Source organism: Nocardia sp. NBC_00508 (genome assembly GCF_036346875.1).
Classification (GTDB): domain Bacteria; phylum Actinomycetota; class Actinomycetes; order Mycobacteriales; family Mycobacteriaceae; genus Nocardia.
In genome coordinates this window covers 6990520-7014241 of the sequence record NZ_CP107852.1, presented here as the reverse complement: position 1 = coordinate 7014241, position 23722 = coordinate 6990520, and the positions used below count along the sequence as shown (strand labels likewise).

Sequence of the window (23722 nt, the reverse complement as noted above, 5' to 3'; positions counted from 1 at the left end):
TGTCGTGTGCGGGTGGTCGTGATACCCGCCGGTGGGCGGTCGAGCCGCGGCGGTGTCGTATTCCGGGTGCTGGCCCGCAAGCACGGTTAGGCCGAGTCGGTCAGGCCGTGGCCGGGTGCAGGAGGGCGGCCAGATCCGGTGGGGTGGGCATCGTTTGGCGCAGGCGGACGTGGGCGCGGCCGGTGTTGCCTTCCGGGGAGTGCCCGGTCAGGGAGCCGGGTGCGGCGACGATGATCCGGATGATCTGTCCGAGGGCTTCGCGCCGGTCGCGCTGGCGCACGGCCAGAGCGAACATGGCGACGTGGTTGCGGGTGTGCAGCCACGGGTCGGGCTGGGACAGGATGTGCGCGCGTTCGAGGTGGGCCCACCGCTCCTCGTCGGCAGCCGCGGTCTTCGCGGCCGCCATCTCCTGCTGGTAGCGGATGCGGGCGGCGTGCGGGATGCGTGGCATGGCAAGGCCTTTCAGTACGGGGTGGTCAGTCGCAGCAGTCGCAGTCGTGACCGGTGCTGCGTTCGGTGGTGGCGAGTGCGGCCGGGACGGGGCAGCAGGTGTCGCCTTTCCAGGCGTTGAGGCCTTCCTTCACGGCGATGACGGCGATGACGAGCGCGGCGATCGGGTCGGCCCAGGACCAGCCGAACAGGCTGTTGAGCAGCAACCCGACCAGCAGCACCGCCGACAGGTAGGTGCACAGCAGGGTCTGCTTGGAATCGGCGACTGCGGAGGCGGAGCCGAGTTCACGTCCGGCGCGGCGCTGCGCCCAGGACAGCACCGGCATGATCACCAGGCTCGCGGCGGCCAACCCGATGCCGATGGGGGAATGCTGGGCCTCGCCGATGCCGAGCAGGGCGCGGATGGAGTCGATGGTGACGTAGGTGGCGAGGGCGAAGAAGGAGAACGCGATGATCCGCAGTGCGATCTTCTCCCGCTTCTCGGGATCGCGGCCGGCGAACTGCCACGCCACCGCCGCCGCGGAGGACACCTCGATGACCGAGTCCAGGCCGAACCCGATCAGTGCGGTCGAGGACACGCGCGTGCCCTCGGTCAAGGCGATGACCGCCTCGATGACGTTGTAGGAGATGGTCGCAGCGACGAACCAGCGAATCCGCCGCGCCAGCACGGCTTTGCGGTCCGAGCTAGGACCGACCGTCACCGCCGACGGCGTCGAGGGCATCCCGAGCGAGGCCATCAGCAGCAGCCGTCGGCGTCCGCGGCCGGGCAGCATGCCGGATCGACCGCGAGCACCAACCCGAGCAGATCCTCGAGCGCGGCCGCGATGCGGGCGTCGGCCAGCTCGTAGCGGGCGCGGCGTCCCTCGGGGACCGCGACGACCAGTCCGCACCCTCGCAGGCACGCCAGGTGGTTGGACAGGATCTGGCGCGAGACCCCGATCTGCTCGGCCAGATCCGAGGGATACCCCGGTGCCCGGCGCAGGCTCAGCAGGATCTGGGTGCGGGTTGGGTCCGACAGCGCGTGCCCGAACCGGGCCAGGGCGTCGGTGTGCAGTACCGGCAAGGTTTCCACACCGCTAATATACATCAGAATCTGTATCCAGAAAATGCTGAATTAATGGGAGCACCATGACTACTACCGGGGACCCCTATTGGGACAAGCCAAGACGGCGCTACGTGTGTTTCTCCGTAGCGGGTACCGTCTGCGCCGACCGGTCCCGAGATGCACTCAGATCGCCAGGCGCACCGCGATGCCATCGAGGACAGAGTCCAGACCGATCTCGAACTGCCACTGCACGTCGTCCTTGCGGTCGGCCTCGTGGATATAGCGTGCGTACATCGGATAACGGCCAGTGTTCATGAGCCAGGTCATCTGTGTGGCCAGTCCCGCGCGGGCCTCCTTGCGGGTGGACCAGCCGCGCACGTGGAGCATCTGACTCAGCCTGACCTCGGAGTCGACCGCGCCGTGTACATAGGCGGTGACGGTGCTGAAGACCGCCATGGCGGTGTCCACGTCGAGCCCGAGGCCGTCGAGTGCGACGAGGGCCGCCTCCGGCACGGCCAACTGGTTCGGGGTCGGCGCGCCGCACGCCGCCCGCGTCACCCACGAGTGCTGCAGCAGGACCTCCCTGATGCGCAGGGCGACGGACCGCATGGTCGCGCGCCAGCCGTCCTTGCCGTCGAGCAAATCCAGCTCCGCGTAGACGAAGTCGACCATCAGCTCGAGTAGCTCGTCCTTGCCGGTGACGTAGCGGTACGCGGCCATGGGGGCGACTCCGAGTTCGGTGGCCAGGCGGCGCATCGTGACCGCGTCGAGCCCCTCGGCGTCGGCGATGGCGACGGCGACCTCGGCGATCCGCCGGGGAGTGAGGGTGGTGCGGGGAGCCGGCTCCGGTCGTTCGAGGCGCTCCCACACGGATACGGGGTCCTTGTCCTCGCTCGCTGACTGTCTCTCCTGGTAGGCCATCGCTTGGGTTCCTTCCGCCGAATGACGCCGTGTACAGCGTACCGGAGGTGGACAACGTACACTTCGATGTGTACGTTGTACGTTATGGATACAGCGTACACATTGTCGAGGGGTTCTCATGGCTGACCTGACCGACGACATTCTCCGCACCGCAGTGATCATCGGCAGCACCCGGGACGGGCGGTTCGGTCCGGTCGTCGCCGACTGGATCGCCGGACACATCGCTCAGCGCGAAGACATGGCCGCCGACCTGATCGACCTCGTCGAGACGCCCTTGCCGACCGTTTTCCCGGCGTTCGGGCAGGCTCCTTCCGACGAGGTCGTGGCACAGCTGGGCGCGGTGTCGCCGCGACTGGCTCAGGCTGATGCCTTCGTGATCGTCACGCCCGAGTACAACCACAGCTTCCCCGCGTCACTGAAGAACGCCCTCGATTGGCACAACGAGCAGTGGCACGCCAAGCCGGTCGGCTTCGTCTCCTACGGTGGACTCGCCGGCGGGCTGCGCGCGGTTGAGCAGCTTCGTATCGTGCTCGCGGAACTCCACGCGGTCACCATCCGCAACACCGTCAGCTTCCACAACTACGGTGCGGTCTTTGGTGCCGACGGCAAGCCGGCCGACCCCGGGTGCAACGTGGCAGCAAAGGCCATGCTCGACCAGCTCACCTGGTGGGGGCAGTCCCTGCGCGAGGCCAGACGCGTCCGCCCGTACGCCGTCTGAGATGGCGCCACAGCGCGATGACCGACCGACCGCCCGATACTCCCGCGCTCCTTCCTCGCGGCGCTCGGCGGACAACAGATCCTCACACCGAGCTTCCCCGATTCTGGGCGACCTCGGCCACTGCCGTCCCCGGACCCCCTACCCAGGCGAATTTCGACGATGTGGTCGCCACATAAGGTCACGGACATCGGCGAGCCCGACCGCATGGAGCGCGACGAGTTCGACCTCGTAGCTGTCGGCAGGGCCCTGCTGGGAGATCCCCAGTGGCTGGCGAAGGTCCTCGCCGACCGCATCGACGAACTCACCCCCTTCCACGCGGGCCTCATCGGCAGTCTCCACTGAGCTGTATCGCCGCCTGCCCGACCGCAGGCCGATGATCCCGTCCGCGCAGGCGGCGCAGTGCATATGTAACTGATCACTGAAGGATTGGAGCAAGGAAAATGCAAACCCGACCTATACTCGGTGATCCATCGCGCGCTACCACGGCCCACGAGGTGGCCGCACGGTTCGCCGAAGGGCTGCAACAGTCAGGCGCAGCAGGCGACGCAGACGGATACGATGCTGCTTTCGCGGCAGACGTGGTGTGGGGCAGTCCGTATGGTGCGTCAGTAACCGGCTACTCCGAATTGAACGCCATACACCGCCGCTTGATGGCCGCACAGGTTGCGCCGCGGTCACACTTCGAAGTCGTCGGCGCGACTTCGCCCGCGCCAGGGGTCGTGCTAACCCAGATCTGCAGGCTCGCCGCCGAAGCGGGCGGGTTCTCCGAGATCGCCATGTACGTCCTGGTCGAGAAGGATGGCGGATGGTGGCTGGCGGGGGCTCAGAACACGCCTATCACGGATCCACCCCAACGAACCGAGTCGAGTTCATGACCTGCTCCCGTAGAGGCACGTCGCATGCGCGGTAGTCGATATCGCCGAATCCTCTGCGTCGCCTGAGGTCCTGCTCGACGGGACTTGCCGACCCGCTACTTCCGGGGCGCTTTGACCCGATGTTTGCTACGGGTAGCGGACGCGGGCGCTTTCAGGCGCCACGAGCGGCTCGTAGTGCTCGGTGTAGAGCTTCGCGACCAGCTCACCCCGACTCGCTACGGCAACCTTCTCGAAAATCGCCTTCACATGGTCTCGGACCGTGTGCGGCGACAGGAACAATCGGCTCGCGATCTCAGCGGTGGACAGCCCGCGCACGATCAGTTCGGTCACTTCGCGCTCCCGGGGTGTCAGCTCGTAGGCGGCGATAACCAGCGTGGCGATCTCCGAGACCGGCGCGGGTCCGATCGTCATCGCGGTCATCTCCTCGGTGTCATCGGCACCGCGCAGGCACGAGGCATGACATACCAGCCACCCGCCGGTGAGCGCGCGCATTCGGATTCGCGCATTCCCACCCGTCTCGCGCGCACGACCGACGGTGCTACGAATCCACACTGGCAGGGGCAGGTCGATACCGGACGGCGTCGCCGCGCGAGGGCCCGGCGGCATCTCGGCGAGGAAGCGGCGGGCCTCGTCATTGATCGACGTCAGGTTTCCCGCACGGTCGAAAAGCAGCATTCCCGGCGTATCGGAGGGCCGTCGCGGCGGCGCCGTGGATTGGGCGTACGAGCGTAGCCGCTGCGCCATCGGACTCGACAACGAGCCGACCACTGCCATCTCCTCGGCCCGGAACGGCGCTCGACCGCGCTGGCGGAACAGACTCAGCTGTCCCCAAGGCCTGCCATCGACCCGGAACACGGCACGCAGTTCGTCGTCGAAGCCCCGTGGCCGCATGAAGTCTCGGTACAGCGGGCTCGACAACGGACGATCACCGGTGGCCTCCCGCAACCCGGCAACCGGCACCGGAGACTTCGTCAAATGCCGAAAGGGATTGACGGCATCGGCGAGGAATTCCGATTCCCAGTAGATGCCGCACCCACCCTGCTGGAGGTTTTCGATCCGCACCGGCGCCGTGGTCAACCCGTTGATCGGATCAGTGGCAACCCATACGGCCGCGTCGAAGGGTGCGGCGCGGCGCAGGCGGTCCGACGTCACGGCGAACAGGCTCGCCGCGTCGGGCGCTGCGGCGATTCCCGCCAGGAGACCGCCCGACGGCTCACTGGTCGACCTGCTCATGCCCGCAATGGTTCCCGCACACGAGGAGTCGTGCAACCCCTCACGTGAGGGGTTGCACGGCGTGTCGAAACCCCCCGATCGAGGGATGGGATCTCGCCCGGCGGCCGAGAAGGCTGGTCGACGCACGTTCGTCAAGACTCAGAAGAGGGATCAACCATGCATATCGGAATCGTCGGCGCGGGAATGGCTACGGTGGCCCTGCTCGACGCGCTCGCCGACTCGGACGCGAAGCCGGGTGAGATCACGGTGTTCGAGAGCTCATCCGCCGTCTGGCGCGGCCGCGCATACCAATGCGATCAGGACTCCGTGCGAGTAAATGCACCACCGATGGCCATGACCGCACGCGGCGGAGACCTGGATCATTACCTGCGTTGGTTGCAGGAACACCCCGAACTCGCCCGCTACCTCGACGAAGGACTTGGCCTACCGGTGGTTCCGCGCGCGGTATACGGACAATACCTGGAACACACCGCGCATATCGCCATCGCCAACCTGCGCCAGGACGGATGGCAGGTGAGCGTCGTCAATTCCGGCGTCACCGGCTTCTCTCGAGACACCGACGCCACCTTGCACACCGCCGTCGGCGGCACATTCCAAGTGGACCGCGCGGTGCTGTCCATCGGCGGCGGACAGCCACACGACAGCTATGGGCTGGCCGACACGCCGGGCTACGTCCATGAGCCATACCCCCTGTACCGCAGGTTGGCCGAGGTCTCCGCGGACAGGCACGTCGCCGTCATCGGCACCGGATTGACCGCCGTCGATATCGTCACCGGGCTGGTCTCCACCGGACACACCGGTCCGATCACCCTGATGTCCCGAAGCGGCGTACTGCCCGCCGTACAGCAACGTCCCATCCGATACGAGCCGCGTTATCTGACACCCGAATACGCGTTGCAACGAGTTCGCGAAAACCAGGGCCAGGTGACACTCACCACGCTGATCGAACTGATGAAGGAGGAACTCTCCGAGCTGGGGCAGGATTTCCGGACGCTGACCGATGAGGTCATCGGCAACGACACCGAACCTCCTGTGCAGCGTCTGCGACGCCAGCTGTCCTTGGTGGCGGACCCGCATCAGGGCCGGCGACTGCTCGGCCGGGCCATCCGAACCGTCGTGCCTGCGGTGTGGCCGCTATTCAGCGAGCAAGACAAGACGATGCTGCGCAGCGCACACTTCCGCACCATCAACTGCCTGAGTTCACCCGTGGTGCCGCACAATGCGAATATCCTGCTGCACCTGTTCGATTCCGGCCAGGTACGGCTGCGGCCAGGGTTGCAGAAGATCCGGCCACACTCCCACGCCGGATTCACGGTGACCGACGACACCGAATGGACCGCCGACGTGGTGATCAATGCCGTCAACCCACCGGCCTACACCGTGCCACAGGCCACCGAGGGGTTGGTGCGTTCGCTCCTGACCTCCGCATCCGCCGAACGGCATCCGTTCGGGGGTCTGACCACCCAACCCGGCACCGGCAGGCTTCTCATCTCGGGCCGGCCCGACCGCACCTGGTACGCACAGGGCAATATCGCGAGCACCTCGACATTCATTGCGACAGACCCCACAGGTCTCGCGCACGAGGCGGCACGACTTGCCCACACCCTCACCGCACAACAGTAACCAACCGTAGAGGGAGCCATTTCAAAGAACCTGGCCCTGCTCACCACCTCGACGGCCACCACACCGAATACACCCCGAAGGGTTGATCATCCTGAATTGCAAAGAAATACGCCATCGCATCAGCATGCTCATCCGAGCCGATCGTATTCCCGCCACCGCCGTCGCGGGCAGCAGCGGTCCCTGTCGCTCCCGGCACGTCCACAACCACCCGTGTGCGTAGTGTCTGTGTCCGGAGGGGGAGTCGACCACTGCGCACACGTGCTTCGTCGCCAGCGCAGTCGTAGCCAGCGCCGTCGCGCTGAACTTGATCCCGCTCAACGTCGTGAAGAACGTGGCTGGCCGTCGCACCTGCGAGATCGTCGGCCGCCAGCTTGATCTCGCCCGCATTCTTCGAGAGTGTCCTGAGATGGTCAGTCAGGTTCTGTATGTCGGGTGCGTCGAGCTCGGCCAGCCCTGTCGCGGTCGAGTGCCTGGGTCAGCCCGATGAGCCGCTCTCGAGCCCGCCCGCTGATCCGCTCGGTAGCCGCAGGCGGGCATCGGGAACCCCGGTGCCGTTCGGATCGAGCATGCCGTCTTGGTGTGCGTACGGGCTCTGGCCGGGCGGCGCCTGCAGGGTGGTGACGTACTTCCAGAGACCGTCGGCCATGGCTGCTCCGCCGAGGACGAGCGTGCCGACGACGCCACCGGCGCCGGCGAACGCGAGGATGGCGGCGGGGGTGGTGGCGAGACAGCCCGGCCCCACGACGAGGCAGGAGCCGAGGCCGATGGCGGCACCGACCAGCGCGCCGAGTACGGTGCCGATGATCGTGCCGATGAGGGGGCCCCTCGCCATATTGTCGGCGAAATCGTTGAAGGCCAGTTGATTCTCCATCGGGGACGCGACCGGACGCGGCGGGTCCAGTGCGATCCCGGTGCGGTCAGGGGTGAGCGTGAGGGTGTGCCCGTCCCCGGAGATCTGCTCGTGGATCGGTCCGCGCCGGCCGTCCAACAGGAAGGCCAGCGGCAAGGTCGTGACCGGTTGTCCGCCGGTGTCATGGACGGTGACCGAGTGCCGGTCGGCTGACACGGCAAAGGTGCCGCCATCGAGTGTGGCGACTACGGAATTGCCCACTACTGTGGCGCGGTATCCGATCGGTGCCGCCGGCTCGGCCTGAGCCGGCGCGACAGCGATCGCGAGGGTGCCGGCCATCGCGATGGCGGCAAGAGTGTTTGTGCGGTAATTCATTTCGGTGTTATCTCCGTTGTCACTGTCAACGCGGGCCGTCGGCGGGCGGGACACCGGGCTTGCCCTGGAGGTATTCGGCGTATTTGCTATGGCCGGGTGGAGTATTGAGGGTCGTGACGTATTCGTAGAGCGCATAGGCGGTGGTGGGGCCACCGGCGAGGATCAGGCCGGTCAAGCCGCCGACCGCGCCGACCAGGCTGACGATGGGGAGCACCGCCACGACACAGCCGAGGCTGAGAATCACACAGGAGGCACTGGCCAGGGCGAACCCGATGCCGATGCCGACGACGGCGCCTATTGCGGTGCCGATCAGGGTGCCCACCGACATACCGATGCTGGCCGCGTTGATGAGATCGTTCATGGCGAGCTGGTTTTCGAGGGGCGAGGCGACCGGTTGCAGTGCCTCGCGGTGGATGCCGCTGGTGTCGGGGGTGAGGGTGAGGGTGTGGCCGTCGGCGGAGATCCGTTGCCGCACGGGGTGTGGTCGGCCGTCGATCGTGAAGATCAGCGGCAGTGCGGTGAGGAGCTGTCCGGCGGTGTCGCGGATGGTCACGGACCGCTGGTCATCGGTGACGGCGAAAGCGCCGTGGTCGAGGGTGGTGACCACGGATGTGTCGGCCAATGTCGCGTGATACGTCACGGGCGGCGGCGTCTCGGGCGCCGCACCGGCGGGTACGGCGGCTACGCAGACGGTCGCGGTGGTGAGCAGTGCGGTGATGACCGTGCCGCGGATGATTTTCATGGTTTCCTCATCTGTGTGCTGTCCGGCGCTGCGATGGGCGCCGGGGATGAATGGTCCGGCGGCGGGATTGCCGAACCACCGCGCCCGCGCGTGCGGGTGGCATGAAATGGACTGGTACTCATCGAGATCGAGATTTCAGCGGGAGACGCAGGATGCCGGGCAGCGTCCCGGTCCGGCCTGATCATCAGCATCGACATCACCCCGCCCGCCACGAGAAGCCACCCGGCGATATCGAAGGCGTGCGTGAACCCGGTCGACTGGGTCGGCGCGGCGTCGATGAGCCTGCCGGTGACGTACGGTGCGAGCAGGCTGGCGACGGCGGCGACCGCGTACGAGATTCCGAGCGCGGCGCTGCGCTTTCCGGCTGGACAGGTGTCGGCGATCGCGGCGTTGACCAGAGGTGTCTGCGCGGTACCCGCCGAGAAGGCGACGACGACGAGCAGCAGGGCGAGCGGTGCCGCGTCGGCCCTGGTCAGGGTCAGCATGCATACCCCGGCCAGCACGGTGACCGTGCCACCGAGCACACCGTAGGCGATTCTGCGGGAAACACCACGCCGGACCGCGCGTTGCGCGAGGGTGCCGACAGTGAGTACCAGAATGATGGCGGCCACGCTCGGCAGGCCGATCAATCCGCCCACCGCGGCTTTGCCGAATCCGGCCTCGTCTTCCAGATACAGCGGTAGCCAGGCGAGTCCGAGAGCAAGGGCCCACATCACGGCGAAGGTCGAGAACGTGCCGCCGAGCCACGTTCCAGTGGTGACGATGCGCCGGTAAGGGACACCCGGATCTGCGGCGGATCCTGATTCGGCCCGCACGTGATAAGGACCGCTTCCGCCGTAACGCAGCCACGCCAGCAACCACAGCAAACCGAGCGCGCCGAGTAGACCGAATGCGGCACGCCAGCCCAGCAGACCAATGGTCAGGATGATCAGCGGCCCGCCGAGCACCGCGCCGAGCGCGCCGCCAACGGTGACGGCGGCCGAGGGAAGAGCGCGCCTGTGTTCCGGGAACCAGGTGAAGGCGGTGTGGTTGGCCAGCGGAAATCCGGGACCTTCGCCCGCGCCGAGCAGGACTCGGGTGCCGAGCAGAACCGCGAATCCGGTGCCGGGGATCACGATCGGAAGCTGGGCGACGGACCAGATCAGGATGAGCACGACGAGCAGGGGCCGTATCGGAACTCGGTTGCCGAGGAAGCCGACCAGCACCGCCGACGCGCTGAACAGCAGGTAGAACCCGCCCGCAACCGTTCCGAAGGCGGTAGCGCTTAGCCCGAGCTCGTCCATGATCGGTTCGGCGGTCAGGCCGACCACCGCCTTGTCGGCGAAGTTGAGCATCATGAACAGCATCAGCAGGGCGAGCACACCGCCCGCGCTGCGGCGAGCGGTCACCGGCCGAGGCGGGTGTCGAGCCAATCGAAAGTCCGCTGGTTGAACAGCTGCGTCGCCCCCTCGTGGCAGTGCTCGCCGCCGCCGTCCGCTGCTGCGAAGACCATCAGTTCCTTCTCGCACCGCAATGCGTCATGGACCTTGACGGGCTGGCCGCGGAAGAACTGGTCGTTCTCCGCCTCGAGAACGAGGGTCGGGCAGGTGATCTTGTCCGCGAGTCCGTCCAGGGTGTAGGACTGGGTCATCCGGATGTATTCGGCCGGCGATGCCGCGCCGAAGGTCCACATGCCGTTACGCACCGCCCACCGGCTCTGGGTCGACAACGCCATCATCAACTGCAGGACGGGATTCGCGAGATCGTCGCGCTTGTCGATGATCCAGTCATGGAGAAACGGCGGCATCGCATCGCGGTACGCCTCGTGGAAGCTGTACACCCCATCGTGCAGGACACAGGCTGCGAAGCGGTGCTCGAAGGCGGCCGCGCGGGCGGCGAGATAGCCGCCGAGGCTGGTGCCGAACAGGACGAGACGTGCCGGATCGACACCGGGCAACCTGATCGCGTGGTCGACGACCGGCGTGACAACCCGCTCCCAATCGGGCCGGAACACCAAGCCGGATTCCCGCCGCGCCGAGGCCTGGCCGGGCCCTTCGAAGGCCAGCACGTGGTAACCGCGCCGCAAGGCCCCCTCGGCCGCGAAAAAGTAGAGTTCCTCCAGCGTCGAGTCGAATCCACCGTGCAGGATGACGGTGGGCCGCGGCTCGCCCGAATCGTCCACGCGGAACAGGAATCCGGGCAGCGCACCGCCCTCGTACGGGATCGCCTGGTGCAGTGGCGGATGGTCGAACAGCTCGACCGCGGCGGCGAAGGTCTGCCGCGACAGCATCGCGAGGCGGGCCGACACCGTGTCGTTGTCCGGATCCTCTCGGCGATAGAAGTCCGCGTTCCGGTAGTAGTTGGAGGCGCGGAGCAGGGCCTCCCGAGCGCTGACCAGATGGCCGGCGGCGCGAGCTTCCGAGCCGATCCGATGCACGCGCTCGGCGGTGGCTGACCACTCACGACACCATGCCGCTTCGTCACCCTCGGGGACATTGCGGCAGGTGACCAGCACTTCGCCGAGCTCAGCACCGCCGTAACAACCGTGCCCCGCCGTTCGCAGTGCCTCGAACGAGAATGACTCGTCGTCGAATAGAAACTTCATCGTTCCTCCATCGTCGGAACGGAACCGTTCCGTTGTGTTGTGGAGCACAAATTTAGCCTTGGTAGTATTGGAACGCAACCGTTCCGTTCTAGAGAGGTAGCCGCATGAGTAGTCACCGGGCCGCGGGGGCGGCAGTGCTCCGCAAGCGCGTGACCGAGACGATCGCACGCGCCGCCTTCGACGAACTCGCCGAGACCGGGTACGCCCGGCTGTCGATGGAGGCCGTGACCCGGCGAGCCGGCGTCGGCAAGGCGGCGCTGTACCGGCGCTGGCCGTCGAAGGACGCCATGCTGATCGATCTGGTGTCCACCGCAGTACGCGAGCACAGCCCCGCGGATATCGACACCGGTTCACTCCGCGGCGATGTCGAGGCGTTCATCCGCGATGTCGTGGATATGTTGACCCATGAACTGGTCAGCCGGATCGTCCCGGACCTGTTCGCCGAAGCGGCGCGCAACCGCGATCTGGCCGATGCGTTACGGGAGGCGGTGGCCACCCCCCGTCGCGCGGCGGCCGCGCAACTGCTGCAACGGGCCGTCGACCGCGGCGAACTACCCACACATCTCGACTACGAACTCGGCATGGACCTGCTCGGCGCGCCACTGTTCTTCCGGCTCCTGATCACCCGAGGATCGGTCGATAACGGCTACGTCGCGCGCCTCACCAACGCCACGACGGCAGCCCTCGCTGCCGCCGAGTGACCCACGCCGTCAGTCGAATTCGATCTCGGAGACACCAACGGCGACCCGCCGGACGTTCTGGATTCGCTGATCGATCCGGTCCCGGGCCCGTTGGAATCTCTCGGGCTGTACGTCGACACCCGGCATCACCCAGACGGGCCACTCCGGGTCTGGGTCGAAAGCGAGCTCTTGCCAAGTGATCTGATCCGCTACGTGATGGGCCCTTTGAGCGCTTCGGCGAGCTCGATTCGGCCGGTGATGCCGAGGCGTGGGTAGATGCGGTACAGGTGGGAACCGATGGTCCGGTGGGAGAGGTAGAGCTTCTCGGCGATTTGCCGGTTGGTGAGTCCGTCGGCGGCGAGGGTGGCGATTTGCAGTTCTTGCGGGGTGAGTTGGTCGCGGGCGTTGAGGGCCCGACGAGTGCTGCCTTCGCCGGCGGCGCGCAGTTCGTTGCGAGCGGCTTCTGCCCACGGATCCGCACCAAGTGCGTCGAAGGTGTCGCGGGCCGCCCGCAGTGGTTCGCGGGCTTCCGACATCCGGCGTTGGCGGCGCAACCGGCGACCGTGGTGCAGTTGCAGCCGGGCGCGGTAGAGGGGCCAGGAGCCGACGTGGCTGTGGAGTGCGTCGGCATAGGCGGTGTCCGCGTCGACGTCGTCGGCGAGAACCGCTCGGCTGTACTCGTCGACGACGCTGAGCATCGGGGCGGGCAGCTGCGTCGCCAGGGCAGGCAGTTCGGCCAGCAATTGTCTTGCGGCGTCGACCTTTTCCGCGGCGACTGCCGCGTCGGCGAGTTCGGGAGCGATCCACCAGCATCGCATGGGGTGGCTGACCGGGTCTGCCGGGTCGAAGACGCGTTGAAGGGCCACGTAGGCGTCGTCGGCGCGGCCCGCCAAGAGATGGATCATGCCGCGGGTTTGCTGGGCAGCGGCGTGAATGCACCGCATGCCGGTGGCCAACGGACTGGCATGGATCTCGCGTAGATGATCGTTGGCGAGCTCGGATTCTCCGCGCAGCGCGGCGATCATGGCCAGGTTGGTGCGCCCGGCGACCAGATGGAATTCTTCGCCGGTTTCCTGGGCAAAGGCCAGGGATTCCTCGGTTTCGGCCCGGACCGTGTCCCACTCGCCGAGCCAGATGCGGCTCCAGTTTCCGGCGCCGAGAATTCCTGCGAGCAGTCCGAGCCGTCCTTGATTGCGTCCGATAGTGGCGGCGGTATCGATGTAGTCGGAACCGCGGCGGAAGTCGCCGAGGAACAGGGCGGCGTAGCCGAGGAAGCGCATGGCATCGGCATCGGAGCGGTCCGGAGTCAGCCGGGCGAGCTGGTCGAGTACCGCGGGACCGCGGTCCCAGGGCAGGGTGTAGGCGTCGATGGCAAGCTGGCGGGGGTCGTGCGCAGGTAGGTCGAGGATGTCGAGTTGGGTGGCGATGGCCTTGCGGGCGTCGGGTGAGGCGTCTTGGAAGAAGCAGCGGGAGGCGGCCCGCCACAGCAGCTCGGCGGCGAGATCGGCGTTGCCCGCGGTGCGGACCTGCGCGGCGATGTCGACCAGTTCGAATATCCGACCTTCGGGGTCGTGTCGGCCGAATGCGATGACTTCCTGGACGTTGGCCAGCCGCGCTCGTTCGATTGGTCCCAATGCGCCGAGGTTTGCTCGATCGACCAGGTCCTGGGCTTCGCGGCGGGCGCCGGTTTCGCTGGCGAGTTCGGCGGCGTGCAGTAACAGCGCGGTGGTGCAGTCCGGGCTCTCGGAGAGCTCGGCCGCTCGGTGTAACGCGTTGACCGCGGCCATCGTCGCGCCCCGGGCCCGGGACCGCTCGGCGTAATCTTCGAGTTGTGCGGCGAGGGTGTCGTCGGCTCCGAGAGTTGCCGCGGCCCGGTGCCAGAGTTGCTTGTCGGGGAAGTCGGCAAGTACGTCGGCCAGGATGGTGTGGGCGCCGAGTCGTTGGGCCAATGGCGCGCGCACATAGACGGCCGAACGCATCAGCGGGTGCCGGAATCGCAGTGCCGCGCCGGATAACTCGACCAGGCCGACATCGAGGGCTTCCTGCAGATGTGCGGTGGTGACCGGGGTTCCGGCGAGTTCGGTGGCTGCCCGCAGCAGTCGTCGGAGATCGCAGGTGACGTCGGCGGACAGGACGATCAGCAGTACGCGGGCCGGATCACTGAGCTCGGCGGAGCGGGCGGCGAAAGCGGCTTCGAGGCGGGTGGTGAGCGGGAACTCCTCGACTACCCGGTCAGCGTTGGTCTGGCGTAACGCCCGGGGCAATTCGATAAGCGCCAACGGGTTGCCCGACGCTTGCTCGAGCAGCCGCTGCCGAACGGTGGTTGTCAGCGCTGGCGCTTGCGCATCGAGCAGCGCGATGGCGTCGCGCTCGTCCAGCGGGTTGACGACGAGGTCGGGCAGCCCCGCCCGATGCGCCGGATCCGCCTGCCCGGCGCGGGTGGCGCCCAAGGTGAGGACCGCGTCACTGCCCACTCGGCGAGCCACAAAGCTCAGCACGTCGGCACTACAGCTGTCGAGCCATTGCAAGTCATCGACGATCAAGACGGTCGGGCACTGTCCGGCGGCCTCGCCGACCAACTGAAGCACGGCCAACGCCACCGAGTACAGATCCGGGGTGCCGTCCTCCTGCCCGAGCGCCGCGCGCAGTGTGCGCTGTTGTGTCAGTGGCAATTTTTCTGCCTCGGACATGAGCGGATGCAGCAGCTGGTGCAGTGTGGCGAAGGGCAGGCCCGCCTCGTTCTCGACGCCGACCGCGGACAGGACGGTCAGTCCCCGTTCGATCGCCGTATCCCGAACGGCGGCCAGCAGTGCCGATTTTCCGATACCGGCTTCGCCGCGCAGTACCAGCGCCGACCCGTTACCCGCGACAGCTCGATCGAGTAGGCCCCGGAGTAATGACAGATACTCCTCGCGCCCGACGAGACCTCGTGAACCGTTCGGTGTGGTCGCCAGGACATCGCTGGAGAAGAACGATGGCGCCGAAATCTCACTACCCACCCACGAAGCCTGGCAGAAGGGCCTGTGGTTTCACAACGCGACGGATTGAGTAGCCGCCGAGCGACTGAGTCACCGATCGGGGCGACTGAGTCATCGATGCAGTCGCCGGGGCAGTCGTTCGACTGATTCGTCGGGGGTACCCGGATTCGTAATTTCATCGGCATGACATCGACATTCACCACCACAGACGGCGCCGAGATCTTCTTCAAGGACTGGGGCGCCGGACAGCCGGTCGTCTTCAGCCACGGTTGGCCGCTCAACGCCGACGCCTGGGACGAGCAGGCTCGCCTGGTCGCCGAGAACGGCTTCCGCGCCATCGCTCACGACCGCCGCGGTCACGGCCGATCCAGCCAGACCTGGGACGGCAACACCATGGACCGCTACGCCGACGACCTTGCCGAACTGATCGAGAAGCTCGACCTGCACGACGCCGTTCTGGTCGGACACTCGACCGGCGGCGGTGAGGTGGCCCGGTACCTCAGCCGCCACGGCAGCGCCCGCGTCGCCAAGGCGGTCCTGCTCGGTGCGGTACCCCCGGTCATGGTCAAGTCCGACACCAACCCCGAAGGCACACCGATGGAGGTCTTCGACGCGATCCGCTCCGGCGTCGCCAACGACCGCTCGCAGTTCTATTGGGATCTGAGCGAGACCTTCTACGGCTTCAACCGGCCGGGCGCGACGACCTCGGAGGGTGCCCGCCGCGCGTTCTGGGCGTTGGGTATGCAGGCCGGGATCCGGGCCGCGTACGAATGCATCGCCCAGTTCTCCGAGACCGACTTCACCGAGGACCTGAAGCGGATCGACATCCCCGTGCTCGTGGCGCACGGCGATGACGACCAGATCGTCCCGCTGCACGACTCGGCGGTGAAATCCGCTGAGCTGATCAAGAATTCGACTCTTCGCGTCTACCCCGGTGCACCACACGGGCTGTACGGCGAATTCCGCACCGCGTTCGAAACCGACCTGCTCGCGTTCCTGAAGCACTGAACTCGCCTGTCATCCATTCCCGCACTCACTTTTCAAGGAGCACCGCCATGAGCACCGCCACCGTCGTCCTCGTCCACGGCGCATTCGCCGAATCCGCCAGCTGGAACGGGGTCGTCAGTCGCCTGCGTGACCACGATCTGACCGTGATCGCCGCCCCCAACCCGCTGCGCAGTCTGGTGACCGATGCCGAGGTCGTCCAGAGCGTCGTCGATTCCGTCGATGGTCCCGTCGTCCTGGTCGGGCACTCCTACGGCGGCCAGGTCATCTCTCAGATCCACGATCCGAAGGTCAAGGGGCTGGTATACGTCGCCGCGTTCGCCCCGGAATCCGGCGAGAGCATCGGCGAACTGTCCGCCAAGTACCCCGGAAGCACGCTCGGCGAGACCCTGAACCCGGTCCCGCTCGTCGACGGCAGCACCGACCTCTACATCAAGCAGGACAAGTACCACCACCAGTTCGCGGCGGATCTCCCCGCGGACCAAGCCGAACTCGACGCTGTCACCCAGCGCCCGCTCAACGACCGTGCCCTCAATGGCAAGTCGGGCGCACCCAACTGGAAGAACCTGCCGTCGTGGTTCGTCTTCCCCGACGCGGACTACAACATCCCGGTCGCCGCACACCGGTTCATGGCCGAACGCGCTGGAGCCCGCGACACCGTCGAAATCGCCGGCGCCTCACACGCACTCGCGGTCTCTCAGCCCGACGCCGTGGCGGAGGTCATTGCCAACGCCGTCAATTCCGTCTCCTGACCAGCAACAACCGCTGTGCCGCGTGGACATTCCACGCGGCACAGCGATTGCAATGGCGGGCATTCGTGGCAGATGCGACAGCCCAGGACCGCAAGGGATCGAAGCCGCTATCCGTGCCCGCCGGTCACAGTGTGGAGGCGAGGCGGGTGAGTATGCGGGCGACGGGTTCCGGGGTCGCCTCTCGGTATCCGGTGCCCGCCCAGAGATGGATTCGCTGGGCGTCGCCCGCCAAGGTGGCGGCTTTGCGGATCGGGCTGGTGAGATAGTGCACTGCCGGATAGCCGGTGGGTGCGATCTCGGTGTACCTGTCAGTGAAGGCATTGCGGAGCGCGCGTGCCGGACGACCGGTGAACGCACGCGTCACGATGGTTACGTCGAAGGCCGGGTCGGCGATGGCGGTCTTGTGGGCGGCGGAGGCGCCGCTCTCATCGGCGCGGAGCAGAACGGTGCCAACCGAGACGGCTGCCGCTCCGGCGCGGATGGCCGCTGCGACGCCATCCGCTGTCCCGATGCCGCCTGCGCCGATGACGGGGATCGACACGGTGGTGGTGATCTGACGGATGAGATCGTCGAGGGGAATCACGGGGGGAATCGTCCCCGGCGTCAACGTGCCGGAGTGCCCACCGGCCGCGGAGGCCTGCACGGCGAGCATGTCGACCCCGGCGTCCGCCGCCTGGTGCGCCTCGGTGGTGGAGGTCACGGTCTGGACGGTGACTGTGCCTGTTTTTTTGAATGCGGCGATGACGGCGGCAGAGGGAATGCCGAAGGTGAAGCTGACCACGGGGACCGGGTCGGCGAGGAGGAGCGCGATCTTCTCGTCCCAGTGATCGTCGTCCTCGCGCAGTCCGATCTCGCTGAGGTTCATTCCGTAGACGTCTGCCTCGGGCTGGAGCAGGCGCGAGTAGGTGCGGTAGGCATCCTCAGCGATCGGAACCGGGTTCGGTGCGAAGAGATTCACTCCGAAGGCGACGCCGGATGCCCGGACCGCTCCGACATGCTCCGACAGAGTGTCGATGTCCTTGTACCCGGCGGCGACGAATCCGAGGCTCCCTGCTCGGCCCGCTTCGATGACGAACTCGGGTGTCGACGGACCGCCGGCCATCGGCGCGGCGAGCACGGGGTTCATGACTCCGAGTCCGGTGAGTGGTGAGCTCATTGTTGGTCCTCTCTGTCGTTATTCGCCTCGTCCTGGTCTAGTCGATCTTGGAGACGTGGTAGTGACTGATCAGCCAGGTTCCGCCGTTTTTCGGAGGATGACGGTGAGATGAACCGGAAGCGTGGGGCGATCGATGAAGCCGAAGTCCACGGTCTGGTATCCGACGATTACGTCGTCGGAGAGCACATTGGAGATGAGTGGGCAGGACGATCCGATCCGTGAACGGTTGCAGGGCATCTTCGACGAACAGATCGACATGGTCGAACGAGCCATCAAGGAAGCGATGGATGGCGATCAAGTGCCTCCAGGGAATCCGCGGGAGGCGGCCAAGTCTGTTGTCGCACAACTCGAAGGTCTGGTCCTGTTCGCCAAACTTTTCAATGACCCTGCCCAGCTGGATCGGCTATGGGAGAACAGCATGCGCCTGCTGGGCGTTGACGGGGTGACCGAAGCGCAGACGGCGTGGGCTGCACCGTCAGGCCAGTAGCTGGCACCGGCCACAGCGTCAATGTGAAACGTCAGCGTACCGGAACCGAGTTCGATCAGCCGGGCGTCGACGGCGGGCACCAGGATTTCCGGTTGGGTGGCCACCCCCAGGACTGCACCCGTGACTGCGAGCGTCTCAGGCGCTGGATGGAGGGTACAGGGCGAACATTCGTCGTTGTCGCCGCTCGAGCTGGCGTGGGCCAACTGCCGCAACTTCGGTGCCGCAGGATCGGGCGAGCTGGGGTGTCAGCCCGGAGGGCGGTCGGCCGAACCGGGCGCGTCGTGCCGGGGCGCGATGGCCGCGGTGACGCGGCCGGCCAGCGCGCGCAGGTGATCGATGAGTTCGGGTGGTTCGTGCACATGGAATCCGAATCCGAAAAGCCCTGTGTAGACGGCTATTTCGTCGAGTGAGTTCGAGCCGGTGTGCAGCAGGCAATGCCCTTCGTCGATTGCTTCGATCACGCCGACGGTCGGCGGGATGCGGTCTGCCGCAACAGCGGCCGATACCTCGAGGGTGATGCGCGCCTGATAGCGATAGGGGGCGGTGCTGACTCCGCGGGACACCCACCCGGTCAGGTCGATCTCGGGTGCCTCGCGCGAGGTGAACCGTGGCCCGTTGGGGATGCGCGGGCGGAGGCGGTCGACACGGTAGGTGCGCCAATCCTGCTTCTCGACATCCCAGCCGACCAGATACCAGTGCCGCCCGGTGTGCACGAGCCGATGCGGTTCGGCTGCCCGCCGGATCTCGGTGCCGTCGTGGGTGTGGTAGTCGAAGCGGAGTTGTTCGTGGTCACGGATCGCGGCGGCGATCGTGGTGAGGACATTCGCATCCACGGACGGGGTGCCTGCCGGCACGCTGAGGGTCGCTGCTTGCAGAGCCGAGGCCCGGTGGCGCAACCGGGCCGGGAGGATCTGCTCCAGTTTCGCCAGCGCCCGCAGCGAACTCTCCTCGATGCCGGTGATGGTTCCGCCCGCGGCGGTGCGCAGCCCGAGGACAACGGCGACCGCCTCGTCGTCGTTCAGCAGCAGCGGGGGCAGTTTGGTTCCCGCGCCCAGGCGATATCCGGCCGCTCCGGCGACAGCGTGCACGGGGTAGCCGAGGTTGCGCAGCTTGTCGATGTCGCGGCGGATCGTGCGGGTATCGACCCCGAGGCGTTCGGCTAGGTCGGCGCCGGTCCATACGCGGGGCGTCTGCAAGAGCGACAGGAGTTCGAGCAGACGAGCCGAGGTTTCCAACACACTGCGCATTCTGCCCCATAAGCTAGGGCGGAAGTTGACCTAGCGGCTTCGTAAAGTCATTCTCATGAGCGCAGAGATAACTCCCTTCCGCATCGCCGTCCCCCAAGCCCAGCTCGACGACTTGCATCGGCGACTGGATGAAACCCGCTGGCCGGACGGCGTCACCGGAGTCGGCTGGGCGCATGGCATTCCGCTCGACTACACCCAGGAGCTGGCACGGTACTGGCGCACCACCTACGACTGGCGAGAGCAGGAGGCGTGGCTCAACGCGTTCCCGCAGTTCCGCACCGAGATCGACGGCCACGACGTGCATTTCATCCATGTCCGGTCGGCGGAGCCCGGTGCCTTACCGCTGATCCTCACCCACGGGTGGCCCGGATCGATCGTGGAGTTCCTCGACGTGATCGGGCCGCTGACCGACCCGGTTGCGCACGGTGGCCGGGCCGAGGACGCCTTCGATGTCGTCGTGCCGACGATCCCCGGGTTCGGGTTGTCCGGGACGGCGGTCGGCTGGTCGACCAGACGGGCCGCACGGGCATGGGCGGAGCTGATGCACCGGCTCGGCTATGACCGCTATGCCGCACATGGCGAAGACACCGGCGCGGCCATTTCTCGCGAACTGGCGGTGATCGATCCTGAGCACGTCGTGGCGCTGCACGTGACGATGATCGCCTCGGCCACCGTCACCCCCGAGACAGCGGACCTCGACAATCCTGCCGAGAAGCGGGCGCTGGCGCTGGCTCAGCGCGCCCAGTACGAACTCGGCGCCTACGCGATGTTGCAGGCCACCCGCCCGCAGACACTGTCCTACGCGCTCGCCGACTCCCCGGTGGGTCAACTGGCCTGGATTGTCGAACGATTCAAGGACTGGACCGACTCGACCGACGTGCCCGAGGACGCCGTCGACCGCGACGCGATGTTGACGAACGTCATGATCTACTGGCTCAGCGGCACCGCCGGCTCGTCGGCACGCTACTACTACGAAGGCGCCGCGACTTGGGGCAGGCCCGAACCCGAAACCGATGTGCCGGTCGCCGTCGCCGTGTTGCCGCACGACCTGGGTGTTCCGGTCCGCCGCATCGCCGAACGAAACCACAACATCGTGCGCTGGACCGAATTCGATCGTGGCGGCCACTTCGCCGCCATGGAGGAACCGGACCTCATCGTCGACGACTTGCGCGCCACGTTCGGCGAATACCGGCGATAGGGGCCACCGCCCGCCATCTGCAGAGTTTGAATCCGCCGCCGCCCTACCCGGTGACGGAAACGGCGGACCTGCTGTGGTTCTGGTTCGGTCCGACGGGCTGGCGCACCCTGGTCGTGGAGAACGGCTGGTCGTGGGATCGGGCCGAGACTGTCCTCTACCGTACGGCCGTCGCCGGTCTTCGCTGAGTCAACGGCTCCTGCCGGATCGGACTTCGGCTCCCTGCGCCGGTCCACTACCGTGTCGCAAGCCCCTCGACGACAAGTCGCAGAAGGCGATCGGGGTCGGCGGTGGCGTACGGGCTCGCGGTGCCCGCCCCGCAGGCCAGGGCAAACACCTCGGCGGGAGAGACATCGAGCCGGATGGTTCCGGCCTTTTGCGCTTTGACCACGAGCACGCCAGCGGCGGCGCGCATTGTCTCAACGCCGGCATTCAGGTCCGACTCTTCGACCGCGGCCGCGGCCAGGATCGATTCCGCCAGGCCCCGGTAGGCCGACGCGCACCGGCCGAACTCCTGCAACCACTCGATAAGCGCCTCGCATGGCATGTCGGAGTCGGCGAGCCGTTCCGCGTTCTCCTGCAGGCTCGTGACTCGATCGTGGATCAAAGCCTGTAGAAGTGCCTCGCGGGTGGGGAAGTGCTTATAGAGGGTCCCGATGGCGATCCCGCAGGTGCGCGCGATCTCCGCCAGCGAGGCCTTTACCCCATCTCGGCGGAAGGTCGCGTCCGCGATCTCGAGAAGCTTCTCGCGGTTGTGGCGTGCATCGGCACGCCTCGCTAAGGGTCCCGGCATACAGTCTCCTCGACAAGGTGAGCACCTCTCACTATCGTTAAAGTGAGAGGTGCTCATTCTACTGGAGGACGAATGGATACGACAGCGGGCCGCCTTGGACTGTGGACATTGGCACTGGATGTACAGCCCGCCATGCGGGTACGCGAACTGGCAGCCGAGATCGAAGAGTTCGGTTTCGGCGCCCTATGGATCGGTGAGGAATTCGGCCGCAACGCGCTAACGCAGGCGGGGATCCTCCTCGGCGCAACGAACGGTCTCGTGATCGGCACCGGGATAGCGAACATCTTCTTCCGCGATCCGATCGCGATGGCCGCCGCAGAACGCTCCCTCGCCGAGGCCTATCCCGGCCGGTTCATCTTGGGCCTCGGCGGACATCGGGTCGATGACCGGCCACTGACCTACCTGGGGCATCGCGTCCCATCCGCCGGGCGTGCCGTCACAACGATGGGGGCCTACCTCGACGCGATGGACGCAGTGCCCCTGCAGAGCCCGCCCCCGGCCGTTCCCAGCCGCCGTGTCCTGGGCGCGCTCGGGCCCAAGATGCTGAGCTTGGCCGCCGCAAGAACCAGCGGCGCGCTGCCTTACCTGGTACCGGTCGCCCATACCGAAGACACCCGCACCCGGCTCGGTCCTGATGCGCTGCTGGCCGTCGAGCAGGCGGTCGTGCTCGACCCCAACCCTGACGTGGCCCGCGACCTGGCACGAGCTCATGTCGGCACTTACCTTGCAGGCGGCGGCGCGCACGTCAAGGACATGCTGCGTTTCGGCTACACGAATGACGAACTGTCCGGAACCCCGGCCAGCCGTGTCGTCGACGCGCTGGTAGCGGGAGGCGGGCGCAAAGCGCTCGACGCCATCGCCGAGCGAGTGCAAGCCCACTTCGACGCCGGCGCCGATCACGTCTGCCTGCAGGTTCTCACCGCCCAGCCAGCCACCGCGCCGATAGCCGAATGGCGCGAACTGGCCAAACTCAACACCCTGCCCCGGCGAACAACCTAGATCCGCGCGACAAAGACCCTCCAACTGATAGAGCTCGTCACCCAAACAAAAGCGGACCGACCACACCCTCCTGCCGACGAGGCTGGCCACTTCACACAGGTCGGATGGAAGTCCACCACCAAGGTCGTCCCGGCCGCGTGCCCGATGGCTTCCCAGGACGCACCATCGGCGCGTCCGCCTGGCGCACGGCCTCAGTGAGTCGTTTTACGCCCGGACGCGACGGCCACCTGGAGCGGCGCCCGGGCCGGGCCGCTGCGGACCAGATGGCCGCTGGATCGATCGCCGCCAACCCGACAGGTGATAGATCCGAGAACGCACGACCGGCGATCGGTGGGTGGGCCACCGATCGCCGGTCGTACTTATGGATTTGTCATCGCGACAGCGAGTTGCGCAGATCGGTGATGGTGGCGCGGCGCTCGTAGGCGATCCAGGCGAAGATCGCGGCAAGCACCAGTGGGAAGATCCCCATCAAGGGCTTGTCGGCGATGAAAGCCTGCGTCCCGGCGGCGAGCACGGTGAGAACGGACAGACCCGCGGCGGCCAGGGCACTGAGCCGTGGCACCATCAGGCCGATACCGCCTGCGACCTCCACAACTCCGATGAAGATGAGCAGCCCGAGGGGGATGGTCAGATTCTCGGGGGCGTTGTCCGCCAGGGCATTCGGCATAACGAGCTTCGGCCCGCCGGAGGCGATGATGAAGAACAGGCCGAGCAGGATCTGCAGGGTCCACAAGGCGCGGTTGCGGACCTTGCCGGGACGGTCGGTGACGTCGTTGGAGAAGTTGGCGGTGGTCATTTCTGGTCCTTCTGGTTGGTCGCGCCGGGTTGGTAGCGCGTTCAACGGATAGGACGGAGCACCGTCCGAGGACTCATCGCTGTCCGCGAAGATTTTCGGAACCGCTGCCGTACTGGCTTAGCGCCGGATTCCGTGGTCGCCGACCGTTGGGCATATGACACCAACACCAGCGGGACCTTCACGACGTCAATCCTGAGAAGCGCCGTCCCGACCGGCCG

Annotated in this window: 24 protein-coding genes; 10 read left to right on the top strand and 14 right to left on the bottom strand. The window is 66.7% G+C overall.

Going from position 1 to position 23722, the window contains the following annotated elements; genetic code table 11:
* Positions 1-100: 100 nt before the first annotated feature.
* The 4 genes from OHA40_RS31550 to OHA40_RS31535 all read right to left on the bottom strand — a co-directional run bounded on the left by OHA40_RS31550 (position 101) and on the right by OHA40_RS31535 (position 2416).
* On the bottom strand, positions 101-451 hold the full coding sequence (locus tag OHA40_RS31550) for a DUF3703 domain-containing protein (RefSeq protein ID WP_330230460.1): 351 nt from the start codon (positions 449-451) through the stop codon (positions 101-103).
* Positions 452-476: 25 nt separating this feature from the next.
* Positions 477-1223: a cation transporter gene (locus OHA40_RS31545; RefSeq protein ID WP_442943854.1), complete on the bottom strand. Its 747-nt coding sequence runs from the start codon at positions 1221-1223 to the stop codon at positions 477-479.
* Positions 1187-1522: an ArsR/SmtB family transcription factor gene (locus OHA40_RS31540; protein WP_330230459.1), complete on the bottom strand. Its 336-nt coding sequence runs from the start codon at positions 1520-1522 to the stop codon at positions 1187-1189. Before OHA40_RS31540 ends, OHA40_RS31545 begins: the two co-directional genes overlap by 37 nt.
* Before the next feature lie 156 nt (positions 1523-1678).
* Entirely contained in the window at positions 1679-2416 is a 738-nt protein-coding gene (locus OHA40_RS31535; RefSeq protein WP_330230458.1) for a TetR/AcrR family transcriptional regulator, read from the bottom strand.
* A 118-nt stretch (positions 2417-2534) separates the two neighbouring features.
* On the opposite strand from OHA40_RS31535, the gene OHA40_RS31530 reads away from it, so the two are divergent.
* Positions 2535-3134 (top strand): NADPH-dependent FMN reductase, encoded by a 600-nt coding sequence (locus OHA40_RS31530; RefSeq protein ID WP_330230457.1) that lies wholly within the window; start codon positions 2535-2537, stop codon positions 3132-3134.
* 159 nt (positions 3135-3293) lie between these two features.
* Positions 3294-3476 (top strand): hypothetical protein, encoded by a 183-nt coding sequence (locus tag OHA40_RS31525; protein ID WP_330230456.1) that lies wholly within the window; start codon positions 3294-3296, stop codon positions 3474-3476.
* Positions 3477-4135: 659 nt separating this feature from the next.
* On the opposite strand, the gene OHA40_RS31520 is transcribed toward OHA40_RS31525, so the two are convergent.
* On the bottom strand, positions 4136-5242 hold the full coding sequence (locus tag OHA40_RS31520; RefSeq protein WP_330230455.1) for a helix-turn-helix transcriptional regulator: 1107 nt from the start codon (positions 5240-5242) through the stop codon (positions 4136-4138).
* 156 nt (positions 5243-5398) lie between these two features.
* On the opposite strand from OHA40_RS31520, the gene OHA40_RS31515 reads away from it, so the two are divergent.
* Positions 5399-6865 (top strand): FAD/NAD(P)-binding protein, encoded by a 1467-nt coding sequence (locus OHA40_RS31515; RefSeq protein ID WP_330230454.1) that lies wholly within the window; start codon positions 5399-5401, stop codon positions 6863-6865.
* A 475-nt stretch (positions 6866-7340) separates the two neighbouring features.
* On the opposite strand, the gene OHA40_RS31510 is transcribed toward OHA40_RS31515, so the two are convergent.
* Genes OHA40_RS31510 through OHA40_RS31495 form a run of 4 tightly spaced genes read right to left on the bottom strand, consistent with a single transcriptional unit; the run spans position 7341 to position 11416 of the window.
* Positions 7341-8090 (bottom strand): ammonium transporter, encoded by a 750-nt coding sequence (locus tag OHA40_RS31510; RefSeq protein ID WP_330230453.1) that lies wholly within the window; start codon positions 8088-8090, stop codon positions 7341-7343.
* A gap of 25 nt (positions 8091-8115) precedes the next feature.
* Positions 8116-8832 (bottom strand): hypothetical protein, encoded by a 717-nt coding sequence (locus OHA40_RS31505; protein ID WP_330230452.1) that lies wholly within the window; start codon positions 8830-8832, stop codon positions 8116-8118.
* Positions 8829-10220, bottom strand: coding sequence for an MFS transporter (locus tag OHA40_RS31500; protein WP_330230451.1), 1392 nt, complete (start codon positions 10218-10220; stop codon positions 8829-8831). The genes OHA40_RS31505 and OHA40_RS31500 overlap by 4 nt, the downstream gene beginning before the upstream one ends.
* Positions 10217-11416, bottom strand: a complete 1200-nt coding sequence (locus OHA40_RS31495) for an alpha/beta hydrolase family protein (RefSeq protein ID WP_330230450.1) — start codon at positions 11414-11416, stop codon at positions 10217-10219. Before OHA40_RS31495 ends, OHA40_RS31500 begins: the two co-directional genes overlap by 4 nt.
* Positions 11417-11520: 104 nt before the next feature.
* On the opposite strand from OHA40_RS31495, the gene OHA40_RS31490 reads away from it, so the two are divergent.
* Complete coding sequence (locus tag OHA40_RS31490) at positions 11521-12117, top strand: TetR/AcrR family transcriptional regulator (RefSeq protein ID WP_330230449.1); 597 nt, start codon at positions 11521-11523, stop codon at positions 12115-12117.
* 188 nt (positions 12118-12305) lie between these two features.
* On the opposite strand, the gene OHA40_RS31485 is transcribed toward OHA40_RS31490, so the two are convergent.
* Positions 12306-15095, bottom strand: coding sequence for a helix-turn-helix transcriptional regulator (locus OHA40_RS31485; RefSeq protein WP_330230448.1), 2790 nt, complete (start codon positions 15093-15095; stop codon positions 12306-12308).
* Between the two features lie 162 nt (positions 15096-15257).
* On the opposite strand from OHA40_RS31485, the gene OHA40_RS31480 reads away from it, so the two are divergent.
* Together OHA40_RS31480 and OHA40_RS31475 are read left to right on the top strand one after the other, a co-directional pair.
* Positions 15258-16082, top strand: a complete 825-nt coding sequence (locus OHA40_RS31480) for an alpha/beta fold hydrolase (protein WP_330230447.1) — start codon at positions 15258-15260, stop codon at positions 16080-16082.
* Positions 16083-16129: 47 nt separating this feature from the next.
* Positions 16130-16831, top strand: a complete 702-nt coding sequence (locus OHA40_RS31475; RefSeq protein WP_330230446.1) for an alpha/beta fold hydrolase — start codon at positions 16130-16132, stop codon at positions 16829-16831.
* 124 nt (positions 16832-16955) lie between these two features.
* Here OHA40_RS31475 and OHA40_RS31470 read toward each other — a convergent pair whose 3' ends face one another.
* Complete coding sequence (locus tag OHA40_RS31470) at positions 16956-17987, bottom strand: nitronate monooxygenase (RefSeq protein WP_330230445.1); 1032 nt, start codon at positions 17985-17987, stop codon at positions 16956-16958.
* 133 nt (positions 17988-18120) lie between these two features.
* Here OHA40_RS31470 and OHA40_RS31465 point away from each other — a divergent pair, with 133 nt between their 5' ends.
* Positions 18121-18474: a TetR family transcriptional regulator C-terminal domain-containing protein gene (locus tag OHA40_RS31465; RefSeq protein ID WP_330230444.1), complete on the top strand. Its 354-nt coding sequence runs from the start codon at positions 18121-18123 to the stop codon at positions 18472-18474.
* 245 nt (positions 18475-18719) lie between these two features.
* Here the strand turns inward: OHA40_RS31465 and OHA40_RS31460 are convergent, their stop codons facing one another.
* Positions 18720-19712 carry a helix-turn-helix transcriptional regulator gene (locus OHA40_RS31460; protein ID WP_330230443.1) on the bottom strand — a complete coding sequence of 331 codons (993 nt, stop codon included), beginning with the start codon at positions 19710-19712 and terminating at the stop codon, positions 18720-18722.
* 64 nt (positions 19713-19776) lie between these two features.
* Here OHA40_RS31460 and OHA40_RS31455 point away from each other — a divergent pair, with 64 nt between their 5' ends.
* Together OHA40_RS31455 and OHA40_RS31450 are read left to right on the top strand one after the other, a co-directional pair.
* Positions 19777-20919: an epoxide hydrolase family protein gene (locus OHA40_RS31455; protein ID WP_330230442.1), complete on the top strand. Its 1143-nt coding sequence runs from the start codon at positions 19777-19779 to the stop codon at positions 20917-20919.
* 50 nt (positions 20920-20969) lie between these two features.
* Complete coding sequence (locus OHA40_RS31450) at positions 20970-21104, top strand: hypothetical protein (protein ID WP_330230441.1); 135 nt, start codon at positions 20970-20972, stop codon at positions 21102-21104.
* Between the two features lie 47 nt (positions 21105-21151).
* Here OHA40_RS31450 and OHA40_RS31445 read toward each other — a convergent pair whose 3' ends face one another.
* A complete protein-coding gene (locus OHA40_RS31445; protein WP_330230440.1) occupies positions 21152-21709 on the bottom strand; it encodes a TetR/AcrR family transcriptional regulator in 558 nt (185 codons plus the stop codon).
* A gap of 72 nt (positions 21710-21781) precedes the next feature.
* On the opposite strand from OHA40_RS31445, the gene OHA40_RS31440 reads away from it, so the two are divergent.
* Positions 21782-22708: a TIGR03620 family F420-dependent LLM class oxidoreductase gene (locus OHA40_RS31440; RefSeq protein WP_330230439.1), complete on the top strand. Its 927-nt coding sequence runs from the start codon at positions 21782-21784 to the stop codon at positions 22706-22708.
* A 370-nt stretch (positions 22709-23078) separates the two neighbouring features.
* Here OHA40_RS31440 and OHA40_RS31435 read toward each other — a convergent pair whose 3' ends face one another.
* Entirely contained in the window at positions 23079-23504 is a 426-nt protein-coding gene (locus OHA40_RS31435) for a DoxX family protein (protein ID WP_330230438.1), read from the bottom strand.
* Positions 23505-23722 lie beyond the last annotated feature (218 nt).